The 24672-nt window shown below is 67.0% G+C and carries 28 protein-coding genes and 17 pseudogenes; 42 read left to right on the top strand and 3 right to left on the bottom strand.

The genetic code is table 11. From position 1 onward, the window contains the following. Positions 1–137: 137 nt before the first annotated feature. The 27 genes and pseudogenes from rpsJ to map all read left to right on the top strand — a co-directional run bounded on the left by rpsJ (position 138) and on the right by map (position 12593). Positions 138–458, top strand: a complete 321-nt coding sequence (rpsJ, locus tag QQK48_RS10775) for a 30S ribosomal protein S10 (protein WP_284328457.1) — start codon at positions 138–140, stop codon at positions 456–458. A gap of 14 nt (positions 459–472) precedes the next feature. Continuing rightward, positions 473–1137: pseudogene (gene rplC, locus QQK48_RS10780) on the top strand (50S ribosomal protein L3). Positions 1138–1141: 4 nt separating this feature from the next. Further along, the gene (gene rplD / locus QQK48_RS10785; protein WP_284328458.1) at positions 1142–1831 is read left to right on the top strand and encodes a 50S ribosomal protein L4; all 690 of its coding nucleotides are present in this window, start codon (positions 1142–1144) and stop codon (positions 1829–1831) included. Then, positions 1828–2134: pseudogene (gene rplW, locus QQK48_RS10790) on the top strand (50S ribosomal protein L23). The gene rplD and the pseudogene rplW overlap by 4 nt, the downstream one beginning before the upstream one ends. A 19-nt stretch (positions 2135–2153) precedes the next feature. Next, complete coding sequence (locus QQK48_RS22470) at positions 2154–2558, top strand: hypothetical protein (RefSeq protein ID WP_488798421.1); 405 nt, start codon at positions 2154–2156, stop codon at positions 2556–2558. 83 nt (positions 2559–2641) lie between these two features. Beyond that, complete coding sequence (locus tag QQK48_RS22475) at positions 2642–3118, top strand: hypothetical protein (RefSeq protein WP_488798422.1); 477 nt, start codon at positions 2642–2644, stop codon at positions 3116–3118. After that, positions 3006–3284: a 30S ribosomal protein S19 gene (rpsS, locus tag QQK48_RS10800; protein WP_062293970.1), complete on the top strand. Its 279-nt coding sequence runs from the start codon at positions 3006–3008 to the stop codon at positions 3282–3284. Before QQK48_RS22475 ends, rpsS begins: the two co-directional genes overlap by 113 nt. Positions 3285–3315: 31 nt before the next feature. After that, positions 3316–3688, top strand: a pseudogene (gene rplV, locus QQK48_RS10805) (50S ribosomal protein L22). Beyond that, entirely contained in the window at positions 3688–3984 is a 297-nt protein-coding gene (locus tag QQK48_RS21790; RefSeq protein WP_431308332.1) for a KH domain-containing protein, read from the top strand. The pseudogene rplV and the gene QQK48_RS21790 overlap by 1 nt, the downstream one beginning before the upstream one ends. A gap of 72 nt (positions 3985–4056) precedes the next feature. After that, positions 4057–4269 (top strand): annotated as a pseudogene (locus QQK48_RS21795) (30S ribosomal protein S3); the annotation flags it as partial. Between the two features lie 235 nt (positions 4270–4504). Continuing rightward, positions 4505–4924, top strand: coding sequence for a 50S ribosomal protein L16 (gene rplP / locus QQK48_RS10815; protein WP_284328459.1), 420 nt, complete (start codon positions 4505–4507; stop codon positions 4922–4924). A gap of 23 nt (positions 4925–4947) precedes the next feature. Next, positions 4948–5115: pseudogene (rpmC, locus tag QQK48_RS10820) on the top strand (50S ribosomal protein L29); the annotation flags it as partial. Positions 5116–5184: 69 nt separating this feature from the next. Next, positions 5185–5473, top strand: a pseudogene (gene rpsQ / locus QQK48_RS10825) (30S ribosomal protein S17). A gap of 61 nt (positions 5474–5534) precedes the next feature. Further along, positions 5535–5910 (top strand): annotated as a pseudogene (gene rplN, locus QQK48_RS10830) (50S ribosomal protein L14). After that, positions 5910–6251, top strand: a complete 342-nt coding sequence (gene rplX, locus QQK48_RS10835; protein WP_284328460.1) for a 50S ribosomal protein L24 — start codon at positions 5910–5912, stop codon at positions 6249–6251. Before rplN ends, rplX begins: the two are co-directional and overlap by 1 nt. Then, positions 6248–6808: a 50S ribosomal protein L5 gene (rplE, locus tag QQK48_RS10840; protein WP_431308333.1), complete on the top strand. Its 561-nt coding sequence runs from the start codon at positions 6248–6250 to the stop codon at positions 6806–6808. The genes rplX and rplE overlap by 4 nt, the downstream gene beginning before the upstream one ends. 1 nt (position 6809) lies before the next feature. Continuing rightward, a pseudogene (locus QQK48_RS10845) lies at positions 6810–6996 on the top strand (type Z 30S ribosomal protein S14). A 63-nt stretch (positions 6997–7059) separates the two neighbouring features. Continuing rightward, positions 7060–7455 (top strand): 30S ribosomal protein S8, encoded by a 396-nt coding sequence (gene rpsH / locus QQK48_RS10850; RefSeq protein WP_284328462.1) that lies wholly within the window; start codon positions 7060–7062, stop codon positions 7453–7455. Positions 7456–7473: 18 nt separating this feature from the next. Further along, the gene (gene rplF, locus QQK48_RS10855; protein WP_284328463.1) at positions 7474–8010 is read left to right on the top strand and encodes a 50S ribosomal protein L6; all 537 of its coding nucleotides are present in this window, start codon (positions 7474–7476) and stop codon (positions 8008–8010) included. Positions 8011–8012: 2 nt separating this feature from the next. Then, positions 8013–8384 carry a 50S ribosomal protein L18 gene (rplR, locus tag QQK48_RS10860; RefSeq protein WP_284328464.1) on the top strand — a complete coding sequence of 124 codons (372 nt, stop codon included), beginning with the start codon at positions 8013–8015 and terminating at the stop codon, positions 8382–8384. 23 nt (positions 8385–8407) lie between these two features. Further along, positions 8408–8971, top strand: a complete 564-nt coding sequence (gene rpsE / locus QQK48_RS10865) for a 30S ribosomal protein S5 (RefSeq protein ID WP_284328465.1) — start codon at positions 8408–8410, stop codon at positions 8969–8971. Next, positions 8971–9153 carry a 50S ribosomal protein L30 gene (gene rpmD / locus QQK48_RS10870; protein ID WP_084077270.1) on the top strand — a complete coding sequence of 61 codons (183 nt, stop codon included), beginning with the start codon at positions 8971–8973 and terminating at the stop codon, positions 9151–9153. The genes rpsE and rpmD overlap by 1 nt, the downstream gene beginning before the upstream one ends. Then, a pseudogene (gene rplO, locus QQK48_RS10875) lies at positions 9153–9837 on the top strand (50S ribosomal protein L15). Before rpmD ends, rplO begins: the two are co-directional and overlap by 1 nt. An 82-nt stretch (positions 9838–9919) precedes the next feature. Next, positions 9920–11218: pseudogene (gene secY, locus QQK48_RS10880) on the top strand (preprotein translocase subunit SecY). Further along, a complete protein-coding gene (locus QQK48_RS19935; RefSeq protein ID WP_348523589.1) occupies positions 11218–11523 on the top strand; it encodes a nucleoside monophosphate kinase in 306 nt (101 codons plus the stop codon). The pseudogene secY and the gene QQK48_RS19935 overlap by 1 nt, the downstream one beginning before the upstream one ends. Continuing rightward, positions 11513–11785 (top strand): nucleoside monophosphate kinase, encoded by a 273-nt coding sequence (locus tag QQK48_RS19940; protein WP_348523590.1) that lies wholly within the window; start codon positions 11513–11515, stop codon positions 11783–11785. Before QQK48_RS19935 ends, QQK48_RS19940 begins: the two co-directional genes overlap by 11 nt. Position 11786: 1 nt before the next feature. Then, on the top strand, positions 11787–12593 hold the full coding sequence (map, locus tag QQK48_RS10890; protein ID WP_284328466.1) for a type I methionyl aminopeptidase: 807 nt from the start codon (positions 11787–11789) through the stop codon (positions 12591–12593). A gap of 133 nt (positions 12594–12726) precedes the next feature. On the opposite strand, the gene QQK48_RS10895 is transcribed toward map, so the two are convergent. Further along, positions 12727–13077: a hypothetical protein gene (locus QQK48_RS10895; RefSeq protein ID WP_284328467.1), complete on the bottom strand. Its 351-nt coding sequence runs from the start codon at positions 13075–13077 to the stop codon at positions 12727–12729. 413 nt (positions 13078–13490) lie between these two features. Between QQK48_RS10895 and QQK48_RS10900 the strand changes: the two genes are divergently transcribed. The 10 genes and pseudogenes from QQK48_RS10900 (at position 13491) to QQK48_RS10945 (ending at position 18531) form a co-directional block, all read left to right on the top strand. Beyond that, positions 13491–14057 carry a hypothetical protein gene (locus QQK48_RS10900; RefSeq protein WP_284328469.1) on the top strand — a complete coding sequence of 189 codons (567 nt, stop codon included), beginning with the start codon at positions 13491–13493 and terminating at the stop codon, positions 14055–14057. A 199-nt stretch (positions 14058–14256) separates the two neighbouring features. Beyond that, a complete protein-coding gene (locus tag QQK48_RS10905) occupies positions 14257–14487 on the top strand; it encodes a hypothetical protein (protein ID WP_284328470.1) in 231 nt (76 codons plus the stop codon). 101 nt (positions 14488–14588) lie between these two features. Further along, a complete protein-coding gene (gene infA / locus QQK48_RS10910; RefSeq protein WP_061960952.1) occupies positions 14589–14810 on the top strand; it encodes a translation initiation factor IF-1 in 222 nt (73 codons plus the stop codon). A gap of 51 nt (positions 14811–14861) precedes the next feature. Beyond that, positions 14862–14975, top strand: coding sequence for a 50S ribosomal protein L36 (rpmJ, locus tag QQK48_RS10915; RefSeq protein ID WP_062069916.1), 114 nt, complete (start codon positions 14862–14864; stop codon positions 14973–14975). 133 nt (positions 14976–15108) lie between these two features. After that, positions 15109–15478: pseudogene (gene rpsM / locus QQK48_RS10920) on the top strand (30S ribosomal protein S13). Positions 15479–15481: 3 nt separating this feature from the next. Next, complete coding sequence (gene rpsK / locus QQK48_RS10925; protein WP_061963598.1) at positions 15482–15871, top strand: 30S ribosomal protein S11; 390 nt, start codon at positions 15482–15484, stop codon at positions 15869–15871. A 178-nt stretch (positions 15872–16049) separates the two neighbouring features. After that, positions 16050–16646 (top strand): annotated as a pseudogene (locus QQK48_RS10930) (DNA-directed RNA polymerase subunit alpha); the annotation flags it as partial. A 220-nt stretch (positions 16647–16866) separates the two neighbouring features. Then, positions 16867–17079: a DNA-directed RNA polymerase subunit alpha C-terminal domain-containing protein gene (locus QQK48_RS10935; protein ID WP_284328471.1), complete on the top strand. Its 213-nt coding sequence runs from the start codon at positions 16867–16869 to the stop codon at positions 17077–17079. Next, a pseudogene (gene rplQ, locus QQK48_RS10940) lies at positions 17063–17582 on the top strand (50S ribosomal protein L17). The gene QQK48_RS10935 and the pseudogene rplQ overlap by 17 nt, the downstream one beginning before the upstream one ends. Before the next feature lie 85 nt (positions 17583–17667). Then, a complete protein-coding gene (locus QQK48_RS10945) occupies positions 17668–18531 on the top strand; it encodes a tRNA pseudouridine synthase A (RefSeq protein WP_284328472.1) in 864 nt (287 codons plus the stop codon). Here QQK48_RS10945 and QQK48_RS10950 read toward each other — a convergent pair. Then, complete coding sequence (locus QQK48_RS10950) at positions 18528–19220, bottom strand: gamma-glutamyl-gamma-aminobutyrate hydrolase family protein (RefSeq protein WP_284328474.1); 693 nt, start codon at positions 19218–19220, stop codon at positions 18528–18530. The two genes, QQK48_RS10945 and QQK48_RS10950, sit on opposite strands and share 4 nt — an antisense overlap. A 213-nt stretch (positions 19221–19433) precedes the next feature. Between QQK48_RS10950 and rplM the strand changes: the two are divergent. From rplM to QQK48_RS10975, 5 genes and pseudogenes are all read left to right on the top strand, one after another. Next, a pseudogene (gene rplM / locus QQK48_RS10955) lies at positions 19434–19880 on the top strand (50S ribosomal protein L13). A 29-nt stretch (positions 19881–19909) separates the two neighbouring features. Beyond that, positions 19910–20390: pseudogene (gene rpsI / locus QQK48_RS10960) on the top strand (30S ribosomal protein S9). A 12-nt stretch (positions 20391–20402) separates the two neighbouring features. After that, positions 20403–21768, top strand: a pseudogene (gene glmM / locus QQK48_RS10965) (phosphoglucosamine mutase). A gap of 305 nt (positions 21769–22073) precedes the next feature. Continuing rightward, positions 22074–22694: a DedA family protein gene (locus tag QQK48_RS10970; RefSeq protein ID WP_284328475.1), complete on the top strand. Its 621-nt coding sequence runs from the start codon at positions 22074–22076 to the stop codon at positions 22692–22694. Between the two features lie 60 nt (positions 22695–22754). Then, positions 22755–23705: a class I SAM-dependent methyltransferase gene (locus QQK48_RS10975; protein WP_284329376.1), complete on the top strand. Its 951-nt coding sequence runs from the start codon at positions 22755–22757 to the stop codon at positions 23703–23705. Here QQK48_RS10975 and coaA read toward each other — a convergent pair. Continuing rightward, a pseudogene (coaA, locus tag QQK48_RS10980) lies at positions 23653–24621 on the bottom strand (type I pantothenate kinase); the annotation flags it as partial. The gene QQK48_RS10975 and the pseudogene coaA overlap by 53 nt on opposite strands. Positions 24622–24672 lie beyond the last annotated feature (51 nt).

A 24672-nucleotide genomic window follows, 5' to 3' on the forward strand; every position in this document is an offset into this window, starting at 1 on the left:
GGCAGCCGCACACCTCACCCATGTGACCCTCGGGATATCGAGAGCGCACGAGTATGTCGAAGATAAGCGACACGCCCGAGCGCGGGGGTCGGTGGCTGGGGAGACCAAGTCGTCCGAGAGAAAAGGCAGACAACGCCATGGCGGGACAGAAGATCCGCATTCGGCTGAAGAGCCATGACCACGAGGTCATCGACTCCTCGGCCCGCAAGATCGTGGAGACGGTCACGCGCGCCGGCGCCTCGGTGGTGGGCCCCGTGCCGCTGCCGACGGAGAAGAACGTGTTCTGTGTGATCCGTTCGCCGCACAAGTACAAGGACTCCCGCGAGCACTTCGAGATGCGCACCCACAAGCGCCTCATCGACATCGTGGACCCGACGCCCAAGGCTGTCGACTCGCTCATGCGCCTCGACCTGCCCGCGGACGTCAACATCGAGATCGCCTTTAACCCCGAGATTTAAGGACACAAAGCACCATGACTACGACTTCCAATGCCCAGCGCACCACCCGTGCGCTTCTGGGTACGAAGCCGGGCATGACGCAGGTGTGGGACGACGAGGGCCGGGTTGTTCCCGTCACCGTCGTTCAGGTTGACACCAACGTCGTGACCCAGGTGCGCAACGTCGAGTGCGATGGCTACGAGGCCGTCCAGGCTCGCGTTCGGCACCGTCGACCCCCGTCGCGTCACGAACCCGCTGAAGGGTCACTTCGAGGCTGCCGGCGTCACGCCGCGTCGCCACGTGGCCGAGGTTCGGACCGCTGACGCCGCCGACTACTCGCTGGGCCAGGAGCCTCACTGCCGAGGTGTTCGAGGCTGGCCAGAAGGTCGACGTCACCGGCACCACCAAGGGAAAGGGCACCGCTGGTGTCATGAAGCGCCACGGCTTTGCCGGTGTGGGCGCCTCCCACGGTGCGCACCGCAACCACCGCAAGCCCGGTTCGATCGGTGGCGCTTCGACGCCGTCGCGAGTCTTCCGTGGCCTGAAGATGGCCGGTCGCATGGGTAATGACCGCAAGACCGTCCAGAACCTGACCGTTCACTCGGTCGACGCCGAGAAGGGTCTGCTGCTCGTCAAGGGCGCGGTTCCCGGTAACAAGGGCGGCGTCGTCCTCATCCGCTCCGCTGTGAAGGGTGCGTGACACCATGGCTGAGACCCAGACCGTCGACGTTCTCGACGCCGCAGGCAAGAAGGCCGGCACTGCTGACCTTCCCGCCGAGGTGTTCGACGTCGTCACTAACGTCCCCCTGATCCACCAGGTCGTCGTCGCCCAGCGCGCCGCCGCCCGTCAGGGCACTCACGCCACCAAGACCCGCGGTGAAGTCGCGGGTGGTGGCAAGAAGCCCTACAAGCAGAAGGGCACCGGTCGTGCCCGTCAGGGCTCGATCCGCGCACCCCAGTTCGCTGGCGGTGGCGTGGTGCACGGCCCCCAGCCGCGCGACTACTCGCAGCGCACCCCCAAGAAGATGAAGGCCGCCGCCCTCCGCGGTGCCCTCTCTGACCGGGCCCGTGCCGGCCGCGTGCACGTCCTCCAGGGCGTCATCGCGGGCGAGACCCCTCGACCAAGCAGGCCCTCGAAGCCGTCTCGAACCTCACCAACGGCCGCAGCGCCCTGGTGGTCCTCGAGCGCGGAGACGAGCCTTGCGTTCAAGTCGCTGCGTAACGCGGCGTGGATCCACGTCATCGCGGTCGACCAGATCAACACCTACGACGTCCTGGTGAACGACGACACCGTCTTCACTGCTGGCGCGCTCGAGGCGTTCCTGGCCGGCCCTGCCACGGGTAAGTCGGCGACTGCTGTCGCCACCGAGTCCGAGGCGGAGGAGACCAAGTGAGCACCCTGAACAAGAACCCCCGCGACATCCTCATCCGTCCGATCGTGTCGGAGAAGAGCCTACTCGCTCATGGACGAGGGTAAGTACACCTTCGAGGTCGACCCCCGGGCGAACAAGACCGAGATCAAGATCGCCGTTGAGCAGATCTTCAACGTCAAGGTCGTCTCGGTGAACACCATCAACCGCAAGGGCAAGACGCGCCGCACCCGCTTCGGGATGGGCAAGCGTAAGGACGTCAAGCGCGCGATCGTCACCGTCGGTGGCGGCGAGGCACTCGACATCTTCTCGGGCCACGTGGGCTAGGTAAAGGACTCAAGCAACCATGGCTATTCGCAAGTACAAGCCGACGACGCCGGGCCGCCGTGGCTCGTCGGTCGCCGACTTCGTCGAGGTGACCCGTTCGACCCCCGAGAAGTCGCTGACCCGTCCTCTGCACAAGAAGGGCGGCCGTAACAACACCGGCCGTATCACCACCCGTCACCAGGGTGGCGGTCACAAGCGCGCCTACCGCGTGATCGACTTCCGTCGTCACGACAAGGACGGCGTCCCCGCGACCGTCGCGCACATCGAGTACGACCCCAACCGCACGGCGCGCATCGCGCTGCTGCACTACGCGGACGGCGAGAAGCGCTACATCATCGCGCCGGACAAGCCTGTCGCAGGGCACCGTTGTCGAAGCCGGTCCCGGCGCCGACATCAAGCCCGGCAACAACCTGCCGCTGCGTAACATCCCGGTCGGTACGGTCATCCACGCCATCGAGCCTCAAGCCCGGTGGCGGCGCCAAGATCGCCCGTTCCGCGGGTGCCAAGGTGCGGCTCGTTGCCAAGGAGGGCCGCTTCGCGCAGTTGCGCATGCCCTCCGGCGAGATCCGCAACGTCGACGCGCGTTGCCGCGCGACCATCGGCGAGGTGGGTAACGCCGAGCAGTCCAACATCAACTGGGGTAAGGCCGGCCGTATGCGCTGGAAGGGCAAGCGCCCGACCGTGCGTGGTGTCGTCATGAACCCGGTCGACCACCCGCACGGTGGTGGTGAGGGCAAGACGTCCGGTGGTCGCCACCCCGTCTCGCCGTGGGGCAAGCCCGAGGGCCGTACCCGCAAGCCGGGCAAGGAGTCCGACAAGGCTCATCGTCCGCCGCCGTCGTACTGGCAAGAAGCGCTAAGGAGCCTGAAGAATGCCACGCAGTCTCAAGAAGGGCCCCTTCGTCGACGACCACCTGCAGAAGAAGGTGGACGCCCAGAACGATGCGGGTACCAAGAACGTCATCAAGACCTGGTCGCGCCGTAGCGTCATCACGCCGGACTTCCTGGGTCACACCTTTGCCGTGCACGACGGCCGGAAGCACGTCCCGGTGTTCGTCACCGAGTCGATGGTCGGTCACAAGTTGGGCGAGTTCGCGCCCACCCGCACGTTCAAGGGCCACGTGAAGGACGACCGCAAGGGCCGCCGCTAAGGCGCCCGAGCGTAGGTAAGAGGAGTTACTGATGGAAGCCAAGGCGCAGACGCGATACCTTCGCGTGACCGCCCAGAAGGCTCGCCGCGTCGTGAACCTGGTCCGCGGGCAGAACGCTGTCGAGGCCGCCGCCTCGCTGAAGTTCCAGCCCCAGGCCGTCGCCGAGGATGTGCGCAAGGCTCATCGAATCGGCGATCGCCAACGCGCGGGTCAAGGCCGACGCTGCTGGTGAGCGTTTCGACGAGCGCGAGCTCGTTATCCAGTCGATCACGGTGGACGAGGGTCCGACCATGAAGCGCATTCAGCCGCGCGCTCAGGGTCGTGCCAACCGGATCCTGAAGCGCACGAGCCACATCACCGTGGTCGTCGCTCAGCCCGCCGCCGTCAAGGAAGGGGCCAAGTAATGGGTCAGAAGATCAACCCGCACGGCTACCGCCTGGGGATCACCACCGACCACCGCTCGCGCTGGTTCGCGGACTCGACCAAGAAGGGCGAGCGCTACCGCGACTACGTGGACGAGGATGTCAAGATCCGCAAGCCGATGTCGCAGGGCCTCGAGCGCGCTGGCGTGTCCAAGGTCGAGATCGAGCGCACCCGTGAGCGTGTGCGCGTCGACCTGCACACCGCGCGTCCCGGCATCGTCATCGGTCGCCGCGGCGCCGAGGCCGACAAGCCTGCGCGCCAACCTCGAGAAGCCTGACCGGCAAGCAGGTTCACCAACATCCTCGAGGTCAAGAACGCCGAGGTCGACGCTCACTCGTCGCCCAGGGCATTGCCGAGCAGGCTCGCTTCGCGTGTCGCGTTCCGTCGCGCCATGCGTAAGGGCATCCAGTCCGCGCTCCGCGCCGGTGCCAAGGGCATCCGTGTGCAGTGCTCGGGCCGTCTTGGTGGCGCCGAGATGTCGCGTTCGGAGTTCTACCGCGAGGGCCGTGTGCCCCTGCACACCCTCCGTGCCAACATCGACTACGGCTTCTTCGAGGCGCGTACGACCTTCGGTCAGATCGGTGTCAAGGTCTGGATCTACAAGGGCGACATGACGGAGAAGGAGTGGGCCGCCGAGCAGGCGAAGGCCCCCGTCCCCAGCGTGGCGGCCGCCGTGACGGCCGTGGCCCGCGTCGCGAGGGTGGCCCCCGCGACCGCCAGCAGCAGTCCGCCTCCGGTTCGGCCGAGGCTCCCGCAGCCGAGGCTCCGGCCGAGGCCAAGAAGGAGGCTTAAGCATCATGCTTATTCCCCGTCGTGTGAAGTACCGCAAGCAGCACCACCCGAAGCGTTCGGGTATGTCGACTGGCGGTACCCAGGTGACGTTCGGCGACTACGGCATCCAGGCTCTCGAGCCCGCGTATGTCACGAACCGCCAGATCGAGGCGGCTCGTATCGCCATGACGCGTCACATCAAGCGTGGTGGAAAGGTGTGGATCAACATCTACCCCGACCGCCCGCTGACCAAGAAGCCCGCCGAGGTCCGCATGGGTTCCGGTAAGGGTTCGCCCGAGTGGTGGGTCTCCAACGTCAAGCCCGGACGCGTGATGTTCGAGCTCGCCGGTGTGCCCGAGGAGTTGGCCCGTGAGGCCCTCCGCCGCGCGCAGCACAAGCCGCCCATGAAGACCCGTTTTGTGACCCGTGAGGGTGGTGACATCTGATGGCTATCGGTACCAAGAACCTGATGCCCGCCGAGCCTCGACGCCATGGAGGACGAGCGCCTCGTGGAGGAGCCTCCGCAAGGCCAAGGAGGAGCCTGTTCAACCTCCGCTTCCAGTCGGCCACCGGCCGCCTGGAGAACCACGGCCGTCTCAAGGCCGTCAAGCGCGACATCGCTCGTATCTACACGATCCTGCGCGAGCGTGAGCCGGCATCCGCACCGCTCCGTCGGCGTCGGCCGAGTAAGGAATTTCGAGGAGTCATGGCAACCAAGAAGCAGAGCACGGCGACCGCCGAGCACCGCGCGTACCGCAAGACGCGTCGTGGCTACGTCGTCAGCGACAAGATGGACAAGACCATCACCGTTGAGGTTGAGGACCGCGTCAAGCACCCCCTCTACGGCAAGGTCCTCCGTCGTAACAGCAAGATCAAGGCTCACGACGAGCCTGAACACCGCCGGCATCGGCGACCTCGTCGTCGTGATGGAGACCCGTCCGCTGTCCGCTTCCAAGCGGTGGCGTCTGGTCGAAATCGTCGAGAAGGCCAAGTAACTAACGTTCGACCAGGCTCGGCGGGTGAGACCCGTCGAGAACCAGACGACAGGAGACAGACATGATTCAGCAGGAGTCGCGGCTGCGAGTCGCCGACAACACGGGTGCCAAGGAGATTCTTGTCATCCGCGTGCTCGGTGGCTCGAAGCGCCGCTACGCCGGCATCGGTGACACCATCGTCGCCACCGTCAAGGACGCCATCCCCGGCGGCAACGTCAAGAAGGGCGATGTCGTCAAGGCCGTGGTCGTGCGCACCGCTAAGGAGCGCCGCCGTCCGGACGGTTCGTACATCAAGTTCGACGAGAACGCCGCAGTGATCCTCAAGAACGCCGACTCGGGCGAGCCCCGCGGCACGCGCATCTTCGGCCCCGTGGGTCGCGAGCCTGCGTGACAAGAAGTTCATGAAGATCATCTCGCTGGCACCGGAGGTCATCTGATGGCGAAGATCAAGAAGGGCGACCTCGTGGTCGTCATCACGGGACGTGACCGTGGCCAGCAGGGCCGCGTGCTTTCGGTGAACCCCGAGACCGACCGTGTGGTCGTCGAGGGCATCAACCGCGTCACCAAGCACATCAAGCCGGGCACCCGCCGCGACCAGCAGTCGGGCGGCATCATCACCACCGAGGCTGCCATGCACGTCTCGAACGTGATGCTCGTCGACCCGGAGTCCAAGAAGGGCACCCGTGTGGGCTTCCGCACGGAGGAGGTCGAGCAGGACGGTCGCACCCGCACCAAGCGTGTGCGCGTGGCCAAGCGCTCGGGTAAGGACGTCGAATGACCACCGCCACGACCCAGCCGCGTCTCAAGGAGAAGTACCGCTCCGAGATCATCGCTGCGCTCCGCGAGGAGTTCGGTCACGAGAACATCAACCAGGTTGCTGGCCTCACCAAGGTCGTCGTCAACATGGGCGTCGGCGAGGCCGCCAAGGACTCGAAGCCTGATCGAGGGCGCGATTGCCGACCTCACCGCGATCACCGGCCAGAAGCCGACCGTGACCGCCGCCCGCAAGTCCATCGCGCAGTTCGCCTGCGTGAGGGACAGGCGATCGGTGCTCACGTGACGCTCCGCGGCGACCGCATGTGGGAGTTCCTCGACCGTCTTCTGTCGATCGCCCTTCCCCGTATCCGCGACTTCCGTGGGCTCAGCCCCAAGCAGTTCGACGGCCACGGCAACTACACGTTCGGCCTCACGGAGCAGTCGATGTTCCACGAGATCGATCAGGACAAGATCGACCGCGTCCGCGGCATGGACATCACTGTGGTGACCTCCGCGACGACCGACGCCGAGGGCCGCTCGCTGCTGAAGCAGCTGGGCTTCCCGTTCAAGGAGAAGTGACATGGCGAAGACTGCCCTGAAGAACAAGGCCGCCGGCAAGCAGAAGTTCGCCGTCCGCGCCTACACCCGGTGCCAGAAGTGCGGTCGTCCGCACTCGGTGTACCGCAAGTTCGGCCTCTGCCGTGTGTGCTTCCGTGAGATGGCACACGCTGGTGAGCCTTCCCGGCATCACCAAGAGCAACTGGTAAAACCACTACGCCACAGGTCCGCTGAGATCAGCGGAAACCACGGCGAGGAAGAGTTCAACACTCATGACGATGACTGACCCCATCGCAGACATGCTGACGCGTCTGCGTAACGCGAACGCGGCGTACCACGAGACCGTGTCGATGCCGCACCTGCTCAAGGCGAACATCGCCACGATCCTGGAGCAGGAGGGCTACATCACCGGCTCGGAAACTGCCGACGCCGAGGTGGGCAAGACCCTCACCCTGACCCTGAAGTACGGCCCCAACCGTGAGCGTTCGCTCGCGGGCGTGCGCCGCGTGTCCAAGCCGGGCCTGCGTGTGTACGCGAAGTCGACGAACCTGCCCAAGGTTCTCGGCGGACTTGGCGTCGTGATTCTGTCCACCTCCTCCGGTCTGCTGACTGACCGCGAGGCCGAAAAGAAGGGCGTCGGCGGCGAGGTCGTCGCGTTCGTCTGGTAACCGGAAAGGAAGAGCACTATGTCGCGTATTGGCAAGTACCCCGTTCCGGTTCCCGCCGGAGTGGACATCACCATCGATGGCGCGGTTGTGACCGTCAAGGGCCCCAAGGGTTCCCTGTCGCACACCGTTGCCGCGCCGATCACCGTGTCGCACGGTGACGAGGGCGTCGAGGTCAAGCGCCCGGATGACGAGCGCCTCTCGAAGTCCCTGCACGGCCTGACCCGCACGCTGATCGCCAACATGGTCGAGGGCGTCACCAACGGGTACGAGAAGAAGCTCGAGATTGTCGGCACGGGTTACCGTGTCGCCCTCAAGGGTTCGGACCTCGAGTTCGCACTCGGCTTCTCGCACCCCGTCGTGATCGCGCCGCCGCAGGGCATCACGTTCACCGTCGAGGGCCCGACCAAGTTCTCGGTCGCGGGCATCGACAAGCAGCAGGTCGGCGAGGTCGCCGCCAACATCCGCAAGATTCGCAAGCCCGAGCCGTACAAGGGCAAGGGTGTGCGTTACGCCGGCGAGCAGGTTCGCCGCAAGGCTGGAAAGACGGGTAAGTAGCCATGGCTATCACTATCAAGGGCAAGGGGAAGCAGGTTCAGCGCAAGCGCCGCCACTTCCGCCTGCGCAAGAAGATCTCGGGCACGACTGCTCGTCCCCGTCTGGTCGTCACCCGCTCCTCGCGTCACATGGTGGCGCAGGTGGTGGACGACACGATCGGCAAGACCCTCGTGTCGGCATCGACCCTCGAGGCCGATGTCCGCGCACTCGAGGGCGACAAGACTGCCAAGGCCTCGAAGGTTGGGCGCCTTGTTGCCGAGCGTGCGAAGGCTGCCGGTATCGACACCGTGGTGTTCGACCGCGGAGGCAACAAGTACCACGGTCGCGTTGCCGCGGTCGCGGACGGCGCACGAGAGGGCGGCCTGGCCCTGTAGGGCCCGGCCGAGGAGGTATTCGTATGGCTGACAACAGCAACCGTCGCGACAACCGTCGCGGCAACGAGCCTGACAACAAGTTCATCGAGCGTGTCGTCACGATCAACCGCGTGTCGAAGGTCGTGAAGGGTGGTCGTCGCTTCGCCTTCACCGCTCTCGTGATCGTCGGCGACGGCGAAGGCAACGTGGGCGTGGGCTACGGCAAGGCCAAGGAGGTGCCCGCGGCAATCTCCAAGGGCGTCGAAGAGGCCAAGCGCAGCTTCTTCCGCGTTCCGCGCATCCAGGGCACCATCCCGCACGCCGTGCAGGGTGAGGCCGCAGCGGGTGTCGTGTTCCTTCGCCCCGCGTCCCCCGGTACCGGTGTGATCGCGGGTGGTCCCGTGCGCGCCGTGCTGGAGTGCGCCGGCGTTCACGACATCCTGTCCAAGTCGCTCGGTTCGTCGAACGCGATCAACATCGTGCACGCAACCGTCGCGGCCCTGAAGTCGCTCGAGCAGCCCGAGGCGGTGGCCGCACGTCGCGGCAAGGCCGTCGAGGATGTGGCCCCGGCCGCGATGCTCCGTGCACAGGCAGCGGGAGTGAAGTGATGGCACGCCTCAAGGTTCAGCAGAAGAAGTCGACGATTGGCGTGAAGCCTCAGCACCGCGAGACCGTTCGGTCGCTCGGCCTGAAGCGCATCGGCGACATCGTCGTCAAGGAGGACCGTCCCGAGATCCGCGGGATGGTCAAGGCTGTCGCCCACCTGGTGACGGTCGAGGAGGTTGAGTGATGGCTGAGGAGAAGAACGCTCCTGCCGAGGCCGCTGCGGAGAAGAAGCCCGCAGCCAAGAAGCCGGCTGCTAAGAAGCCTGCCGCTTCGAAGGCTGCCGCCGAGAAGAAGCCGGCTGCTAAGAAGCCTGCCGCTTCGAAGGCGACCGCTTCCAAGGCTGCTGCCGAGGACAAGCCGGCCGTGAAGGCGACTGCCAAGAAGGCTGCGGCCAAGAAGGCCGACGAGCCCGTTGCCAAGGTGACGACCCTGAAGATGCACCACCTGCGCCCCGCCGAGGGTGCGCACACCAAGAAGACCCGCGTGGGTCGTGGTGAGGCATCGAAGGGTAAGACCGCTGGTCGCGGTACCAAGGGCACCGGTGCTCGTTACCAGGTTCCCGAGCGCTTCGAGGGTGGTCAGACGCCCATCCACATGCGCATTCCGAAGCCTGCCCGGCTTCAAGAACCGCAACAAGGTCGTCTTCCAGGTCGTGAACGTCGGCCAGATCGGTGAACTCTTCCCCCAGGGTGGAGAGATCACCAAGGCCGACCTCGTCGCCAAGGGTGCCGTCCGTCGCAACCAGCCCGTCAAGGTGCTGGGCGAGGGCGAAATCTCGGTCAAGGTGACGGTCGTGGACGCGGACAAGGTTTCGCAGTCCGCGAAGACCAAGATCGAGGCCGCAGGCGGCTCGGTCAACGAGGGCTAGAGTCTAGGGCGGGCCGCACCACGGTGCGGCCCGCCCTATGCTTTTCTCCGGCACACTGCCGGAACCCACTAGTGGAGGATCAATGCTGAGAGGCTTCGCCAACGCGTTCCGTACCCCGGATCTGCGCAAGAAGGCTCCTGTTGACGCTGGGCATCATCGCGGTCTACCGCATGGGCGTGGCTATCCCGACGCCGGGAGTCGCCTTCGAGAACGTCGAGTTGTGTGCGAACACGGCTTCGTCCAATAGCGCCTTCCAGATCCTCAACATGTTCTCCGGTGGCGCGCTGCTGCAGTTGTCGGTCTTCGCGCTCGGCATCATGCCGTATATCACCGCGTCGATCATGGTGCGCTGCTGCGCGTGCTGATCCCTCGCTTCGAGACCCTCTACAAGGAGGGCCCGGAGGGCCAGGCCAAGCGACGCAGTACACGCGCTACATCACGCTTGGCTTCGCCGCCCTGCAGTCGGCGTCCTACGTGACGCTTGCTCGCAACGACGTGTTCTTCCCCGGCTGCTCCTACCCGATCATCCCGAATGACTCGTGGTACGTGATCGCGATCATGATCCTCACGATGACGACCGGTACGGTCCTCGTCATGTGGCTCGGCGAGCGCATCACCGAGCGCGGAGTGGGCAACGGCATGTCGCTCCTCATCTTCACGTCGATTGCCGCGTCGTTCCCCGGCGCCGCCTCGACGATCTGGAACTCGTCGGACGGTGTGCGTAACACCATCCTGGTCGCGCTCCTCGTGCTGGTCATCATCGCGGCCGTCGTTTTCGTCGAGCAGTCCCAGCGCCGTATCCCGGTGCAGTACGCCAAGCGCGTCGTGGGCCGCCGCACCCTGGGCGGGTCCTCCACCTACATTCCGATGAAGATCAACATGGCCGGCATCATCCCGGTGATCTTCGCGTCGTCGTTGCTGACGCTGCCGACCGTGATTGTCCAGTTCTCGGGCAACAACCCCGCCGACTGGGTGATCTGGCTGCAGAACCATGTCGCGGACCCCGGCGCACCGCTCAACATCGCGTTGTACGTGCTGCTGATCATCTTCTTCGCGTACTTCTACACCGCCATCACGTTCAACCCGAACGATGTCGCGGACAACATGAAGAAGTACGGCGGCTTCATCCCCGGCATCCGTCCGGGACAGCCGACCGCCGACTTCCTGTCCTATGTGCTGTCGCGTATCACCGCGGCGGGCTCGCTGTACCTCGCGGTCGTGGCCCTGGTGCCCACCGTTGCCTTCGTCGCCCTCGGTCTTGGCACGTCGATTCCCTTCGGAGGGTCGTCGATCCTGATCCTTGTGGGTGTGGGTCTTGACACCGTGAAGCGCATCCAGTCGCGGCTCGAGCAGCACAGCCTACGAAGGGTTCCTCCGATAATGCGTACCGTTCTCCTCGGCCCTCCCGGCGCCGGCAAGGGCACTCAGGCCGCACTCCTCGCCGAGCGCTACGGCGTTCCCGCGATCTCGACGGGCGACATCTTCCGCGCCAACGTCAAGGGTGAAACCGCCCTCGGCCGTCAGGCACAGGAGTACATGTCTGCGGGCGCGCTCGTGCCCGACGAGGTGACGAACGCCATGGTGCGCGACCGCCTTGCGCAGGACGACGTCGCCGACGGCTTCCTGCTGGACGGCTACCCGCGCAACCCCGAGCAGGCTGTCGAGCCTCGACGGCATGCTCGGTGACCTCGGTGTCACGCTTGACGTGGCCATCGAGATCACGGCCGATGCCGATGCGGTGACCGCTCGCCTCCTGAAGCGTGCGGAGATCGAGGGCCGTGCCGACGACACCGAGCCGGTGATCCGCAAGCGCCTCGAGGTGTACGCGACCCAGACCGCGCCGCTGACCGCCTTCTACGAGGGCCGCGGGCTTCTCGTCCAGGTCGACGGCCTTGGTGAGGTTGCCGAGGTGACCGACCGCATCGTCGGCGCCGTCGAGTCTCGCTAACGTGAGCCGCGGCATCGAGTACAAGACCCGCGAGGAGATGCGGGTCATGGCTCGCGCCGGCGTCATCGTCGAGCGGGCCCTCGCTGCCGCACGCGCGACCGCTGCGGTCGGTGTGACGACCCGTGAGGTCGACGCCGCCGCGCGCGCCGTGATCGAGGAGGCGGGCGCCACGTCCAACTTCCTCGGCTATCACGGCTTTCCCGCGGTCGCTTGCATCTCCGTGAACGAGGAAATCGTTCACGGCATCCCTGGCGACCGGGTGTTGCGAGACGGGGACGTGGTCTCCGTCGACTGTGGCGCCATCGTGGACGGCTGGCACGGCGACTCGGCGGTGTCATTCGCCATCGGCGAGATCTCGGGAGCGCACCAGCGGCTCATCGACGCGACCAAGCGGTCACTGTGGGCAGGCATCGCCGCACTCGCCACCGCTCAGCGGTTCGATGATGTCTCGGCCGCCATCGAGGATGTGGCCGATGCCGCGGGTCTCCACCCGCTCGAGGGTTACGTGGGGCACGGTATCGGCACCGCGATGCACCAGGCGCCCGATGTGATGAACTACCGGACCCGTGGCAGGCATCCGCGCGTCAAGCCAGGCATGTGCGTCGCGATCGAGCCCATGCTGGTGATCGGTACGGGTGACTCGCGCGTCCTCGACGACCACTGGACGGTCGTTTCGGCCGACGGCTCGCGCGGTGCGCACTGGGAGCACTCCATCGCGATCCACGAGGACGGCATCTGGGTGCTGACGGCCACCGACGGCGGTCGCTCCCAACTGGAGCCCCTCGGCGTCATCCCTGTCGCGCCCTAACTCGCGTCCCCGCTCCGGCGAGGTGTGATGCACCCGACGGCGCGAAACGTAGGTTTCACGTGGGGGCCACGCCGTCGCAACGCCCGGCTCCTAGCGTGAGCCATGAGGGCCACGTGCACCCCGTGCGGGGTTCTCACGTGGAGGGGTCGTGGCACGAGGGTTCAACTACGCACCGGGAGCAAGCGCCGAGGTCGAACAGGCGGCGCAACCGGACCTGCATCGCACGCAGGTAGCGGTGCTCGCCACCAGCAAGAACGTGCTGGTGCGCGAGGCGATCGCCGCTCGGCATGATCTCCCGCTGGGCCTGATGGTGACGTTGGCGCATGACCGAAGCACCGAAGTCAGGGCGGCGATTGCCGCCAACCCCACGTCGACGGTGCCGATCATGGAACACCTGGTGGGGGACAAGCACGTCCCCGTCCTCGAGGCCCTCCTGCGCAACCCTGCGCTGGCGCCCGTCTTGGTCGAGCGCCTCGCGTTCCACCGCCGCGGGGAGGTGCGCTCGGCGGCGGCCGCTCGGCTGAACGACGCGGGACCTACGCCCGCACCCCCGTGCATATGCCCGCCGCGCCGGAGATCCAGGACCGTGTGGTCATCGGCTTCCCTGGAGCCGCGATCCCGTCGGCCGCACCCGCGTCAACAGAGCAGGTGCACCCGACGCGCACGGCACCCATACGGGGATTCCGCATCCCTGGGGCGTAGCGCGGCAGAGGCATCGGTGACACCGCGAACTGAACCGTCATCAGAGGTTCATGTCGCGCGGGCCGTCCGGCCATGTTTTCGACACGTGCAGTCCGTATCTTCGGTTCACTACAGGCCGAGGAGGACGCATGAGCACGCGGGACGACGATGGGTCATGGTCTCGCGCCTATATGGCGAGTTCCGGGCTCGCACTGAGTGGCCGAGGGCGCGCCGAATCTCCTGAGCCTTCACCTTGCTAGCGGCGCGGAACTGTCGCGCGAGAAGGTCGCCGCGCTCTCTCAGCACCGTGACACCGCGGTGCGGGAGGCCGTCGCTCGGCGCCTGGATTGCCCCTTCGGCGTGCTTGCTGCCCTCGCCCACGACTCCCGACCCCTCGTGCGCATCGCGGTCGCCTCTCATCCGCGCGCGGGCCGCACGGTCCTCGAACACCTCGCTGGCGATCGCGATCCGCACGTGGTGAAGGCGGTAGCGCGCAACGAGCACACCCCGCTCGATCTCGTGGAGCGTCTGCTGGGCCATCGACGCGAGGAGGTGCGCCACATCGCGAGCAGGATGGTGCACGAGCGCGCGGCCGCGATCGTCGAGGGGACGGCGGAGGACATCGGCGCTCCGTTTGCCCGCGGCACCGCCGCGGCGCTGACGCTTCACGCCGAGGCCGCCGTCCCCGCGCAGGGCCCAGACGATGGCGCGCGCCCCGCCCGGCGCCACGCACCGCATACCCTTGCCCCGCGCCCGTCGATCGGCCGCACTCGTCCGGCGTGATCCGTCCGATGCGCGCGGCACGGCGCGGCCCGCCGTGTCGGCTTGCTCACAACCAGGGGCGCGACGGGGCACCACGGATTACCATGTGTCCACAACGAGGTCGTAGGGAGGGACGCTGGCGTGAGCATGTCACCGATGCGCCAAAGCGCTGATGAGGTCCTGGCCGCGCGCGCTGAGGACCTCCCCCACGAGGAGCCTATTGCGGTTCGCGGTCCATCGCGACCCCCAAGTACGCGCCACTGTTGCCGGCCGCGCAGACACCCCGGCGGGCGCGCTGATCTCTCTCGGGTACGATTCTTCCCCGGACGTGCTGATGGCTCTGCTGGCCAACCCTCGCACCCCGTCGTCCGTCGTGCGCAAGCTTTCGGACCACCGCTTGTCGCTGATTGCGGAGGCTGCCGTGCAGCGCCTCCGCAACAACTACCGCTGAGTTCGGCACTCGCGGTTGAGTCAAGCGCGACACTCGCGTATAGTAGATCGTCGGGCGTTTTAGCGCGCCCTCACACCAGTCAACCAACGTGAGTGGAGTCCATGGCCAAGAAAGACGGAGTCATCGAGGTCGAAGGCACCGTGGTCGAGGCGCTGCCCAATGCGTCGTTCCGAGTGGAACTGACCAACGGGCACCTCGTCCTCGCGCACATCTCGGGCAAGATGCGACAGCACTACATCAGGATCCTCCCTGAGGACCGTGTAGTCGTCGAGTTGAGCCCGTATGACCTGTCCCGCGGCCGCATCGTCTACCGCTACAAGTGATCGTCGTCCGATGCGTCCGCGTCAGGACGTCTCGAGGCGAATGAAGGAATCATGAAGGTTAAGCCCAGCGTCAAGCCCATCTGCGACAAGTGCAAGGTGATCCGTCGCAATGGCCGTGTCATGGTCATTTGCGAGAACCTGCGCCACAAGCAGCGTCAGGGCTAGACACACCCAGAACAGACCGCGCTCATACAGCCCTCAGGGGCAATCCCCCGGCTCGGAGGCCGGGGCCCGCACCAGAACTCGCGGGACGTATGAGCGTCAGACCTCCGACTACTGAGGAGTAGAAGCAAGACATATGGCACGCATTGTCGGTGTCGACATCCCGCGCGAAAAGCGCATGGTGATCGCACTCACGTACATCTACGGCGTCGGCCGTACCCGCGCTCAGCAGATTCTCGCCGCCACCGGCATCAGCGAGGATCTGCGTGTCAAGGACGCGAGCGACGAGCAGGCTCGTCGCCCTCCGTGACTACATCGAGGCCAACTTCACCGTCGAGGGCGACCTGCGCCGCGAGGTGCAGGCCGACATCCGCCGCAAGGTGGAGATCGGTAACTACCAGGGTCTGCGCCACCGTCGTGGCATGCCTGTCCGTGGACAGCGCACCAAGACCAATGCGCGTACCCGCAAGGGCCGCAAGAAGACCGTCGCCGGAAAGAAGAAGTAACCCATGGCCGCTCCCACTCGTAAGCCGCGCAAGAAGATCAAGAAGACCGTCGCGCACGGTCAGGCGCACATCAAGTCGACGTTCAACAACACGATCATCTCGATCACGGACCCCTCGGGCGCCGTGGTGTCGTGGTCGTCCTCCGGTCAGGTGGGCTTCAAGGGTTCGCGTAAGTCGACCCCCTACGCCGCGCAGATGGCCGCCGAGGCCGCCGCTCGCCGTGCGCAGGACGCCGGTATGAGCAAGGTTGACGTCTTCGTCAAGGGCCCGGGCTCTGGTCGCGACACCGCGATCCGCTCGCTGACCGCCGCTGGCCTCGAGGTGACCTCCATCAAGGACGTCACCCCGCAGGCGCACAACGGCTGCCGCCCGCCCAAGCGTCGCCGCAACTAGCGAACAGGGGCCGCGAGTCCGCAAGGGCACCCCGCGACCCCGCCTACTCGTCGGCGGCCGGTGCCACGTGCATCGGCCGCGGACGGGATCCTTTCAACTGAAGAACCTCCACCCTGGCGGACCAATTCGTCAGGACTTGCGAGCATCAAATAGCGGGTGCTCGGAAAGGAAATGAACAGTGCTGATCGCACAGCGTCCCACCTTGACCGAGACGGTCATTTCGGACAACCGTTCGCAGTTCTCCCTCAAGCCGCTTGAGCCGGGCTTCGGCTACACGCTCGGCAACTCGCTGCGCCGTACGCTGCTGTCGTCCATCCCGGGCGCGGCCGTGACCTCGGTGCGTTTCGAGGGTGTTCTCCACGAGTTCTCGACCATCGAGGGCGTCAAGGAGGATGTCACCGAGATCCTGCTGAACCTCAAGAACCTGGTCGTCTCCTCGGAGCACGACGAGCCCGTCGTCATGTACCTGCGCAAGTCGGGTGCCGGTGCCGTCACCGCCGCCGACATTGCGCCGCCGGCCGGTGTGGAGATCCACAACCCCGACCTGCACATCGCGACGCTCAACGCCAAGGCGCGCTTCGAGGTCGAGCCTGACCGTCGAGCGCGGCCGTGGCTACGTGCCCGCCTCGATGAACAAGAGCCTACGACGCGGAGATCGGTCAGATCCCCGTCGACTCGATCTACTCGCCGGTGCTCAAGGTCACCTACAAGGTCCAGGCGACCCGTGTGGCTCAGCGCACCGACTTTGACGAGCCTGATCATCGACGTCGAGACCAAGAACTCGATCTCGGCCCGTGACGCGCTCGCGTCGGCCGGTTCGACCCTGGTCGAGCTCTTCTCGCTCGCCCGTGGCCTCAACGAGGCCGCCGAGGGCATCGAGATCGGCCCGTCGGACACCGACGAGTCGCTCGAAGAGGACTACAACCAGCCCATCGAGGAGCCTGAACCTCACGCAGCGTTCGTACAACTGCCTCAAGCGCGAGGGCATCCACACCGTGGGCGAGCCGACCGCCCGCTCGGAGGCGGACCTGATGGACATCCGCAACTTCGGGCAGAAGTCGATCACCGAGGTCAAGGAGAAGCTCGCGGAGCCTGGGCTTCTCGCTCAAGGACGGCGGCGTCGAGTACGGCGGCGCGTCCCAGGGCGTGTACTTCTCGGGCAGCGACGAGTAACTAGGAGAACGAATCACCATGCCTACCCCCACTAAGGGAGCCCGTCTCGGCGGTGGCCCCGCGCACGAGCGTCAGATCCTGGCGAACCTCGCGCAGAGCCTCTTCGAGCACGGTCGCATCACCACCACCGTCACCAAGGCCAAGCGCCTGCGCCCCTACGCCGAGCGCCTCGTGACCTTCGCGAAGCGTGGCGACCTCGCCTCGCGCCGCAAGGTCCTCGGCATCATCTCGGACAAGGGCGTGGTCCACACGCTCTTCACCGAGATCGGCCCCGGCTTCGCTGAGCGCGAGGGTGGCTACACCCGCATCACGAAGATCGGCAACCGCAAGGGTGACAACGCCCCCATGGCCGTGATCGAGCCTCGTCGAGTTCGGTGCGCCCGCCAAGAAGGCCGTCAAGGCCGAGGCGGAGAAGGCCACCAAGAAGGCTGCCCCCAAGAAGGCTGCGAAGGCCGAGAAGGTCGAGGAGCCCGCCGTTGAGGCCGAGGCCACCGAGGCCGTCGAGACCGAGGCTGCCGCCGAGGGCGACGACAAGTAATTCAGAAGGCCGATGCGTGGAGGCGACTCCTCGCTGACGCCGACGACGAGACGGGCCCGCATGACCGAGCCTTTCCAGCCAGGTCGTGCGGGCCCGTCTCGTTTTCTCGTATGACGGCACGGACTTCGCCGGATGGGCCACCCAACCGGGCCTGAGGACCGTGCAGGGGGTGCTGGAGGAGGCGCTGGGGCGCATCGTCCGCGAACCCTCAACCGGCGAGCCCGGCGTGCATCGGCTCACCGTCGCGGGCCGTACCGACGCCGGGGTGCACGCGCGTCACCAGGTGGCGCACGTCGACCTTCCCGCCGAGGCGTGGGAGCGGATGCCGGGGCGGTCGGACCGTAGCCCTGCTCAGGGGCTGCGTGATCGTCTCCAGGGCACCACGCCGGACGACGTCGTGATCGTTGAGGCGTCGGTGGCCCCGGAGGGTTTCGACGCCCGTTTCTCCGCCACCCAGCGCCGCTACGCGTACCGCGTCTGCGACCAGCGGGAGTTGCGGGATCCGCTGACCCGCAGGCACGTCCTGTGGCATGACCACGGATTGGACGTCTCGGCGCTGAATGAGGCTTCGGCCACGCTGACCGGGCTGCGCGACTTCGCGGCCTTCTGCAAGGCGCGCGAGGGCGCCACCACCATTCGGGATCTCGTGGAGTTCTCGTGGGAGCGCAGGCTCGACGGCCCCGACCAGGGCCTCGTCGTCGCCACCGTGCGCGCCGACGCGTTCTGCCACTCGATGGTCCGGTCGCTGGTGGGAGCGGTGCTGCCGGTCGGCCAGGGCAGGCGGGACCTGAACTGGCTCGCCGCCGCTGCGGCTCTCGACGCGCGCGCGCAGGGTGTCGCGGTGGCCCCAGCACACGGCCTCACCCTGGAGCAGGTCTCCTACCCGGCCGACGCGGATCTCGCCTCGCGCGCCGAACTCACCCGGGCGCGCAGAGAACCCGTCGACTAGACCGTCGCGCGCGCGGTGACCCGCTCGAGAAGGGCGGGGACTTGGACGGCCGCGACGGCGGGATGCTCGGGGTGCCACTGCACGCCCAACACCGGGGCGTCGGCGTGCTCGAGCGCCTCGACCACGCCGTCGGCGGCGCGTGCCACCACCGTGAGGCCCTCGCCGACGTCCCCGACAGCCTGATGATGTGTGCACCAGACGGGCGCGCCGGGCGTGACGGTCGCGTCCTCACCGAGCTCCGTGAGCACCCAGGCGTCCGCGCCCTGCCGGACGTGATCCTCCATGTGTTGCACCAGGGTGCCGCCACACGCCACGTTGAGCAGTTGGTGGCCCCGGCAGATCCCGAGCAGTGGTGAGCGTCGGGCGATGGCGTCGCGGATGACCGCCAGCAGTACCTCGTCGGAGTGCAGGACGTGGTGGCCGCCGCCGGGATAGTCCTCCGTGGCGCCATAGAGCGCGGGCGTGACGTCCTCGCCTCCCATGACGACCACAGCATCGGCCTTCCGGGCGACTGCCACGACCTCCTCCATATCCGCGTGAGCCGTCGCAACGAGCGTGGGCTCCCAACCCGCCCCGGTCACCGCGGCGAGCGTCGCGGCGTTCAGTTCGTCGAGCAGTTGCTGATAGCCGGGGGCGTGCGGCCGGGCATCGCTGACGTGCAGCACGAGCAGGGGACGCGTGGACGTCATGGGCACCTCCGGGGGATGATGATGGGGCGACAGTACAGTTCGGCAGACAACAAGCACATCCGAATTGACCGTCAAGGCACCACGCCGGTAGAATCATCTGTCGTTGTGCGTTCCGGCTGGAAGTGTCTCCCACTCGCCTCCGCAGGACCCGCCGACCGAAACTTCAGCGGTGCATTCGCGCCGCCCACCGTTCACGAGTAAGAAGGCTTCACAGTGCGTACGTATTCTCCCAAGCCGGGTGACGTCACCAAGAACTGGTACGTCATCGACGCTACTGACGTGGTTCTCGGTCGTCTGGCCTCTCAGGCCGCTTCGCTGCTCCGCGGCAAGCACAAGGCGACCTTCGCGCCCCACGTCGACGGCGGCGACTTCGTCATCGTCATCAACGCGGACAAGATCTCCCTGTCGGGCTCCAAGCCTGACCGACAAGATGGTCTACCGCCACTCCGGCCACCCGGGCGGTCTGAAGGCCGTTCCGATCGGCGAGCCTGCTCGAGAAGAACCCGCAGCGCGTCATCGAGAACGCGGTGAAGGGCATGCTGCCCCGCACCAAGCTCGGCCGTGCCCAGGCTGTCCAGGCTCAAGGTCTACGCGGGCTCTGAGCACCCCCACGCCGCGCAGCAGCCGCAGGCGTTCGAGATCACCCAGGTCGCGCAGTAAAGCGCGTACGGACACAAGGACTGATTGAAGTGGCAGACGTGACTGACACCGTCGAGAACGACACCCCTACCGAGTACACCTCCGAGTCCGCTCCTGAGCGTGGCAAGGGCACCTCGGCCATCGCCCCCGGCGCCGGCCTCGGTCGCCGCAAGGAGGCCATCGCCCGCGTGCGCCTGGTTCCCGGCTCCGGCCAGTGGAAGATCAACGGCCGCACCCTCGAGGACTACTTCCCCAACAAGGTGCACCAGCAGGCTCGTGAACTCGCCGTTCGCCCTGCTCGACATCGAGGGCAAGTTCGACGTCCACGCTCGCATCACCGGTGGTGGCCCCTCGGGTCAGGCCGGCGCGCTGCGTCTCGGCGTTTCCCGCGCTCTCAACGAGATCGACGAGGAGACCAACCGTCCCACGCTGAAGAAGGCTGGCTTCCTCACGCGTGACGCCCGCGTCGTCGAGCGCAAGAAGGCAGGTCTCAAGAAGGCCCGCCGCGCTCCTCAGTACTCGAAGCGCTAACCAGAAGAGCGCATGGCGCGACTTTTCGGCACGGACGGGGTCCGCGGCCTGGCTAACCGTGTTGTCACGGCAGAGCCTGGCCGTGGACCTCGCCGTGTCTGCGGCCCGTGTCCTCGCCGAACGTGGCGAATTTTCGGGACACCGGCCCAAGGCGGTACTGGGCCGTGACACACGCGTGTCCGGCCAGTTCCTCTCGCACGCCGTCGCCGCGGGCCTCGCGTCCGCGGGGGTCGACGTGCTCGACGTCGGCGTGGTCCCCACGCCTGGCGTCGCCTACTTGACCGATGCCGTCGAGGCCGACCTTGGGGTCGTGATCTCCGCATCGCACAACCCGATGCCCGACAACGGCATCAAGTTCTTCGCCCGCGGCGGACACAAACTTGATGACGCGGTGGAGGATCTCATCGAGGAGGGGCTGCGCTCGCCGTGGCAGCGCCCCACTGGCGCCGCGGTGGGCACCATCACCGACGCCGCTCCGCTGGCCGCCGACTACGTCGAGCACGCCGTCGCAGCCGTCCGATCCTTCGCCGGAGCGGAGGAGCCGCTGACCGGCCTCACCATCGTGGTGGACACCGCCTATGGTGCGGCCTCGTCCGTGGGTCCGCAGGCCCTTGAGGCCGCGGGCGCGACCGTGATTGCCCTCCATGACGCCCCCGATGGCTTCAACATCAACGACCAGGCGGGCTCGACCCACATGGGAGCGCTCCAGGACCGGGTGGTGGCCGAGGGCGCAGACTTCGGCATCGCCTATGACGGTGACGCCGACCGCTGCCTCGCCGTCGACCACACGGGTGCCCTCGTCAACGGAGACCAGATCATGGGGCTCCTTGCGATCGCCATGAAGGACGCAGGCAGCCTGTACCACGACACCCTCGTCGCCACGGTGATGAGCAACCTCGGACTCCACCGCGCGATGGACGCCGCAGGCATCACCATCATCGAATCCGCCGTGGGCGACCGCTACGTGCTCGAGGCGATGCGCGAGGGCGGCTACAGCCTCGGGGGAGAGCAGTCGGGCCATGTGATCGTCGCGGAGTACGCCACGACTGGCGACGGCGTCCTCACCTCGCTCCTGATCGGCGCGCGGGTGCGCGAGGCTGGACCCCTGCGAGACCAGTGCGCCGCCATCGAGACGCTGCCCCAGATCCTCGTCAACGTTGCAGGCGTGGACCGCAGTCGCGTCCACACGGACGCCGGCGTACAGCAGGCCGTCGCCGCCTCCCGCAGGGAACTGGGGAAATCCGGACGAGTGCTGCTGCGCCCGTCGGGCACCGAGCCGCTGGTGCGGGTCATGGTCGAGGCCTCGACCGCTGCCGATGCCCAGCGTCACGCCGACGCCCTGGCCGCGGTGGTGACCGAACGCCTGGCACTGTCCTGATCGCGGCGCAGGTCGTCCTGATGGAGGCCCCGGATCAGGGGATCTCCCCATCGCGTCGCGGTGCACAGACTGGAACACTGAAGCGGTGACCGACCACCCCTTCACCGATTGGATCCTGCACTTCTCGTCGATGGTGGAGGAGTTCATCCTCGCCCTCACCGAGTCTCTGTGGATCTACCCCGGCGTGCTGACGCTGTCTCTCATCGACGGCGTCTTCCCCGTGGTCCCCAGCGAGTCCGTCGTCATCGCGACGGCAACGGCCTCGCTTCAGACCGGCTCGCCCATCCTTATCATCGTCTTCTTGTGTGCCGCGGTGGGCGCCTGGTTGGGCGACCAGGCTCGCCTATCTCATCGGAGCACGGGCGGACGTGCGCCGCTGGCGCATCTTCAAGCGCGGCCGCTGGTTGCACGCCCTGAATTGGGCCGAGTCGCAGGTGGAAAAGCGCGGCACCACCTTCATCATCGCCGCGCGCTTCATCCCCATGGGCCGCGTGGTCGTCAACCTCACCGCCGGGGCGCTGCGCTTCCCGCACCGGCGGTTCATGGGCGTGGACGCGGTGGCCGTCACCATCTGGGCCCTGTGGAGCATCCTGCTGGGCACCATCGCCGGCGCCATCTTCCCCGAGGACAACCTGCTGATGTCCATCGCGGTGGGAGTCGCGGCAGGCATCCTGCTGGGCTTCTTCGTGGACAGGATCCTTGGCTGGTTCGGCCTGAGCCAGCCGGAACTTCCCGACCTTGCGAGCGACATCGAGGAGTCCCTCACTCCGGAGGAGCGGGCGCGCCAGGAGGAACTCGAGCGTCACCGCGAGGAGCGCAAGGAACATCGCGCGGAGCGCCGGGAGGCGATCACGGGCCAGTTGCCCATCACGCGTCGGCGCCGCGACGGCGAGCCGCACGACGACGACCCCGGAGACGACAACTAGGCACTGGGCGTGCTCCAAGGCGCCCCCGCGCACTAGCGTCGCCTCATGAGCGACGCACAGATGGGCATCGGCTGGGACGAGGCACGGGCCGTCAACCTCGCGAACTGGGAGGCGCGTGTCCCGCTCCACGTGGCGGCGTACGGTCTCGACGCACTCCGAGACGACCCGAGCCATCTCAGCCAGGTGGTGCGGACCGACCTGGCGGCGCTTGGACCCTTCCTGGCCGATGGCGTGGCCGGGCTCGACGTCTGCCACCTCCAGTGCCACATCGGCACGGACACGCTGTCGCTGGCCCGCGCGGGGGCGCGCGTGACGGGCGTCGATTTCTCGCCCTCCGCGCTCGCGGCGGCTGCGGACCTCGCGGAGGGACTGGGCCTCGCGGCCACCTGGGTCCAGACCGACGTGCTCGACGCCCGTGCCGCGGTGAAGGGCGACTTTGACCTGGTCTACACGTCGATCGGCACCATTACGTGGTTGGCGGACCTGGACCGCTGGGCCGCGCAGGTGCACGCACTACTGCGGCCAGGCGCGCTGTTCTACCTCCGGGACGGACACCCCGCCCTCTACGCCCTCGACGAGAGCGCCGACGGCCTCGTCACCGGCTACCGGTACTTCCCCAACGGCGAGCCGCTCGAATGGGTCGAAGAGTCGACCTACGTGGGCGACGGTGTCGTCTCCAGCCCTCGCACCCTCGAGTACCCGCACTCCCTCGCGGAGGTCATGACCGCCCTCCTTGCGGCGGGGCTCGCCATCGAAGCCTTCGACGAGGGAGACACCCTTCCGTGGCGCTTCAGCCCGCTCATGGAGGAGCCTTCCGGACGGAGACTTCGCCTATCCGGCGCCACTGCGAGAGCGAATCCCCACCACGTTCACCGTGGTCGCGCGTCGCCCCGCCTGAGCGGCAGGCCCGGCAGGGGCGCTTCGCGCCCTGCCAGCACCGGCATCGGCCGCCTACAGCCTTGCGCATGTGGACCGATTCGATCTGGTGGTCGCTGCCCTTGGACAGGATGATCGTGGCCCGTGAGCGGGTGGGGGCGATGTTGCGCGCCAGGTTGGGCGCGTTGATCGCATCCCAAATTTGGCCCGCGCGCTCGGTCGCCTCCTCGTCGGACAGGCTCCGCGTAGTTGATGAAGTACGAGTCGGGACGCGAGAACGCTGTGGAGCGCAGGGCGAGGAAGCGGTCGATGTACCAGCGACGCACGTCCGTGGGCTCGGCATCCACGTAGATCGACACGTCGAAGTAGTCGGACACGGCCAGTGCGGTCTCGTCCAGGTCGCGAGGGCTCGCGGGCTGCAGCACGTTGAGGCCCTCGACGATGAGGATGTCGGGGCTCCTCACCACGGCGCGCTCACCGGGGACGATGTCGTAGGTGATGTGCGAGTACACCGGCGCGCTGACCTCTTCCACGCCCGATTTCACGTCGGCAATGAACTGGCGCAGCGCACGACGGTCATAGGACTCAGGGAAGCCCTTGCGCTGCAGCAGGCCGCGTTCGGCGAGCACCGCGTTGGAGTGCAGGAAGCCGTCCGTGGTGATGAGGCTCGACGCGAGGGGAGTGCGGCCACCTGGCCATCACCACGCAGGACACGCGCCGTGGTTGACTTGCCCACCGCGACGGAACCGGCGATGCCGATCACGTACGGGGTGCGCCGCGCGGACTCACCCAGGAAGGCGCTGGTGGCCGAGTGAAGGGTGCCCACCGCGCCCGAATACAGGTCGAGCAGGCGCGACAGCGGACGGTAGATGCGGTCCACCTCGGTGAGGTCGATCGGGTCACCAAGGCCGCGCACCCTGCGAATGTCGCCATGCGTCAACGGCAGCGGTGTCGAGTCCGCGAGCGCGGCCCACTGGTCGCGCGAGAACGTGGTGAACGGACCGTCAGCGGTCACAGGGGGGACAGAGCTCACGCCACCATTGTTCCGCATCGGACGGCCCGCCACGGCGGCAGGGCGAGGCAGGAGGGTGTGAGCGTGACG

It is taken from the genome of Demequina litorisediminis (assembly GCF_030161615.1).
In the GTDB taxonomy this organism is placed as follows: domain Bacteria; phylum Actinomycetota; class Actinomycetes; order Actinomycetales; family Demequinaceae; genus Demequina; species Demequina litorisediminis.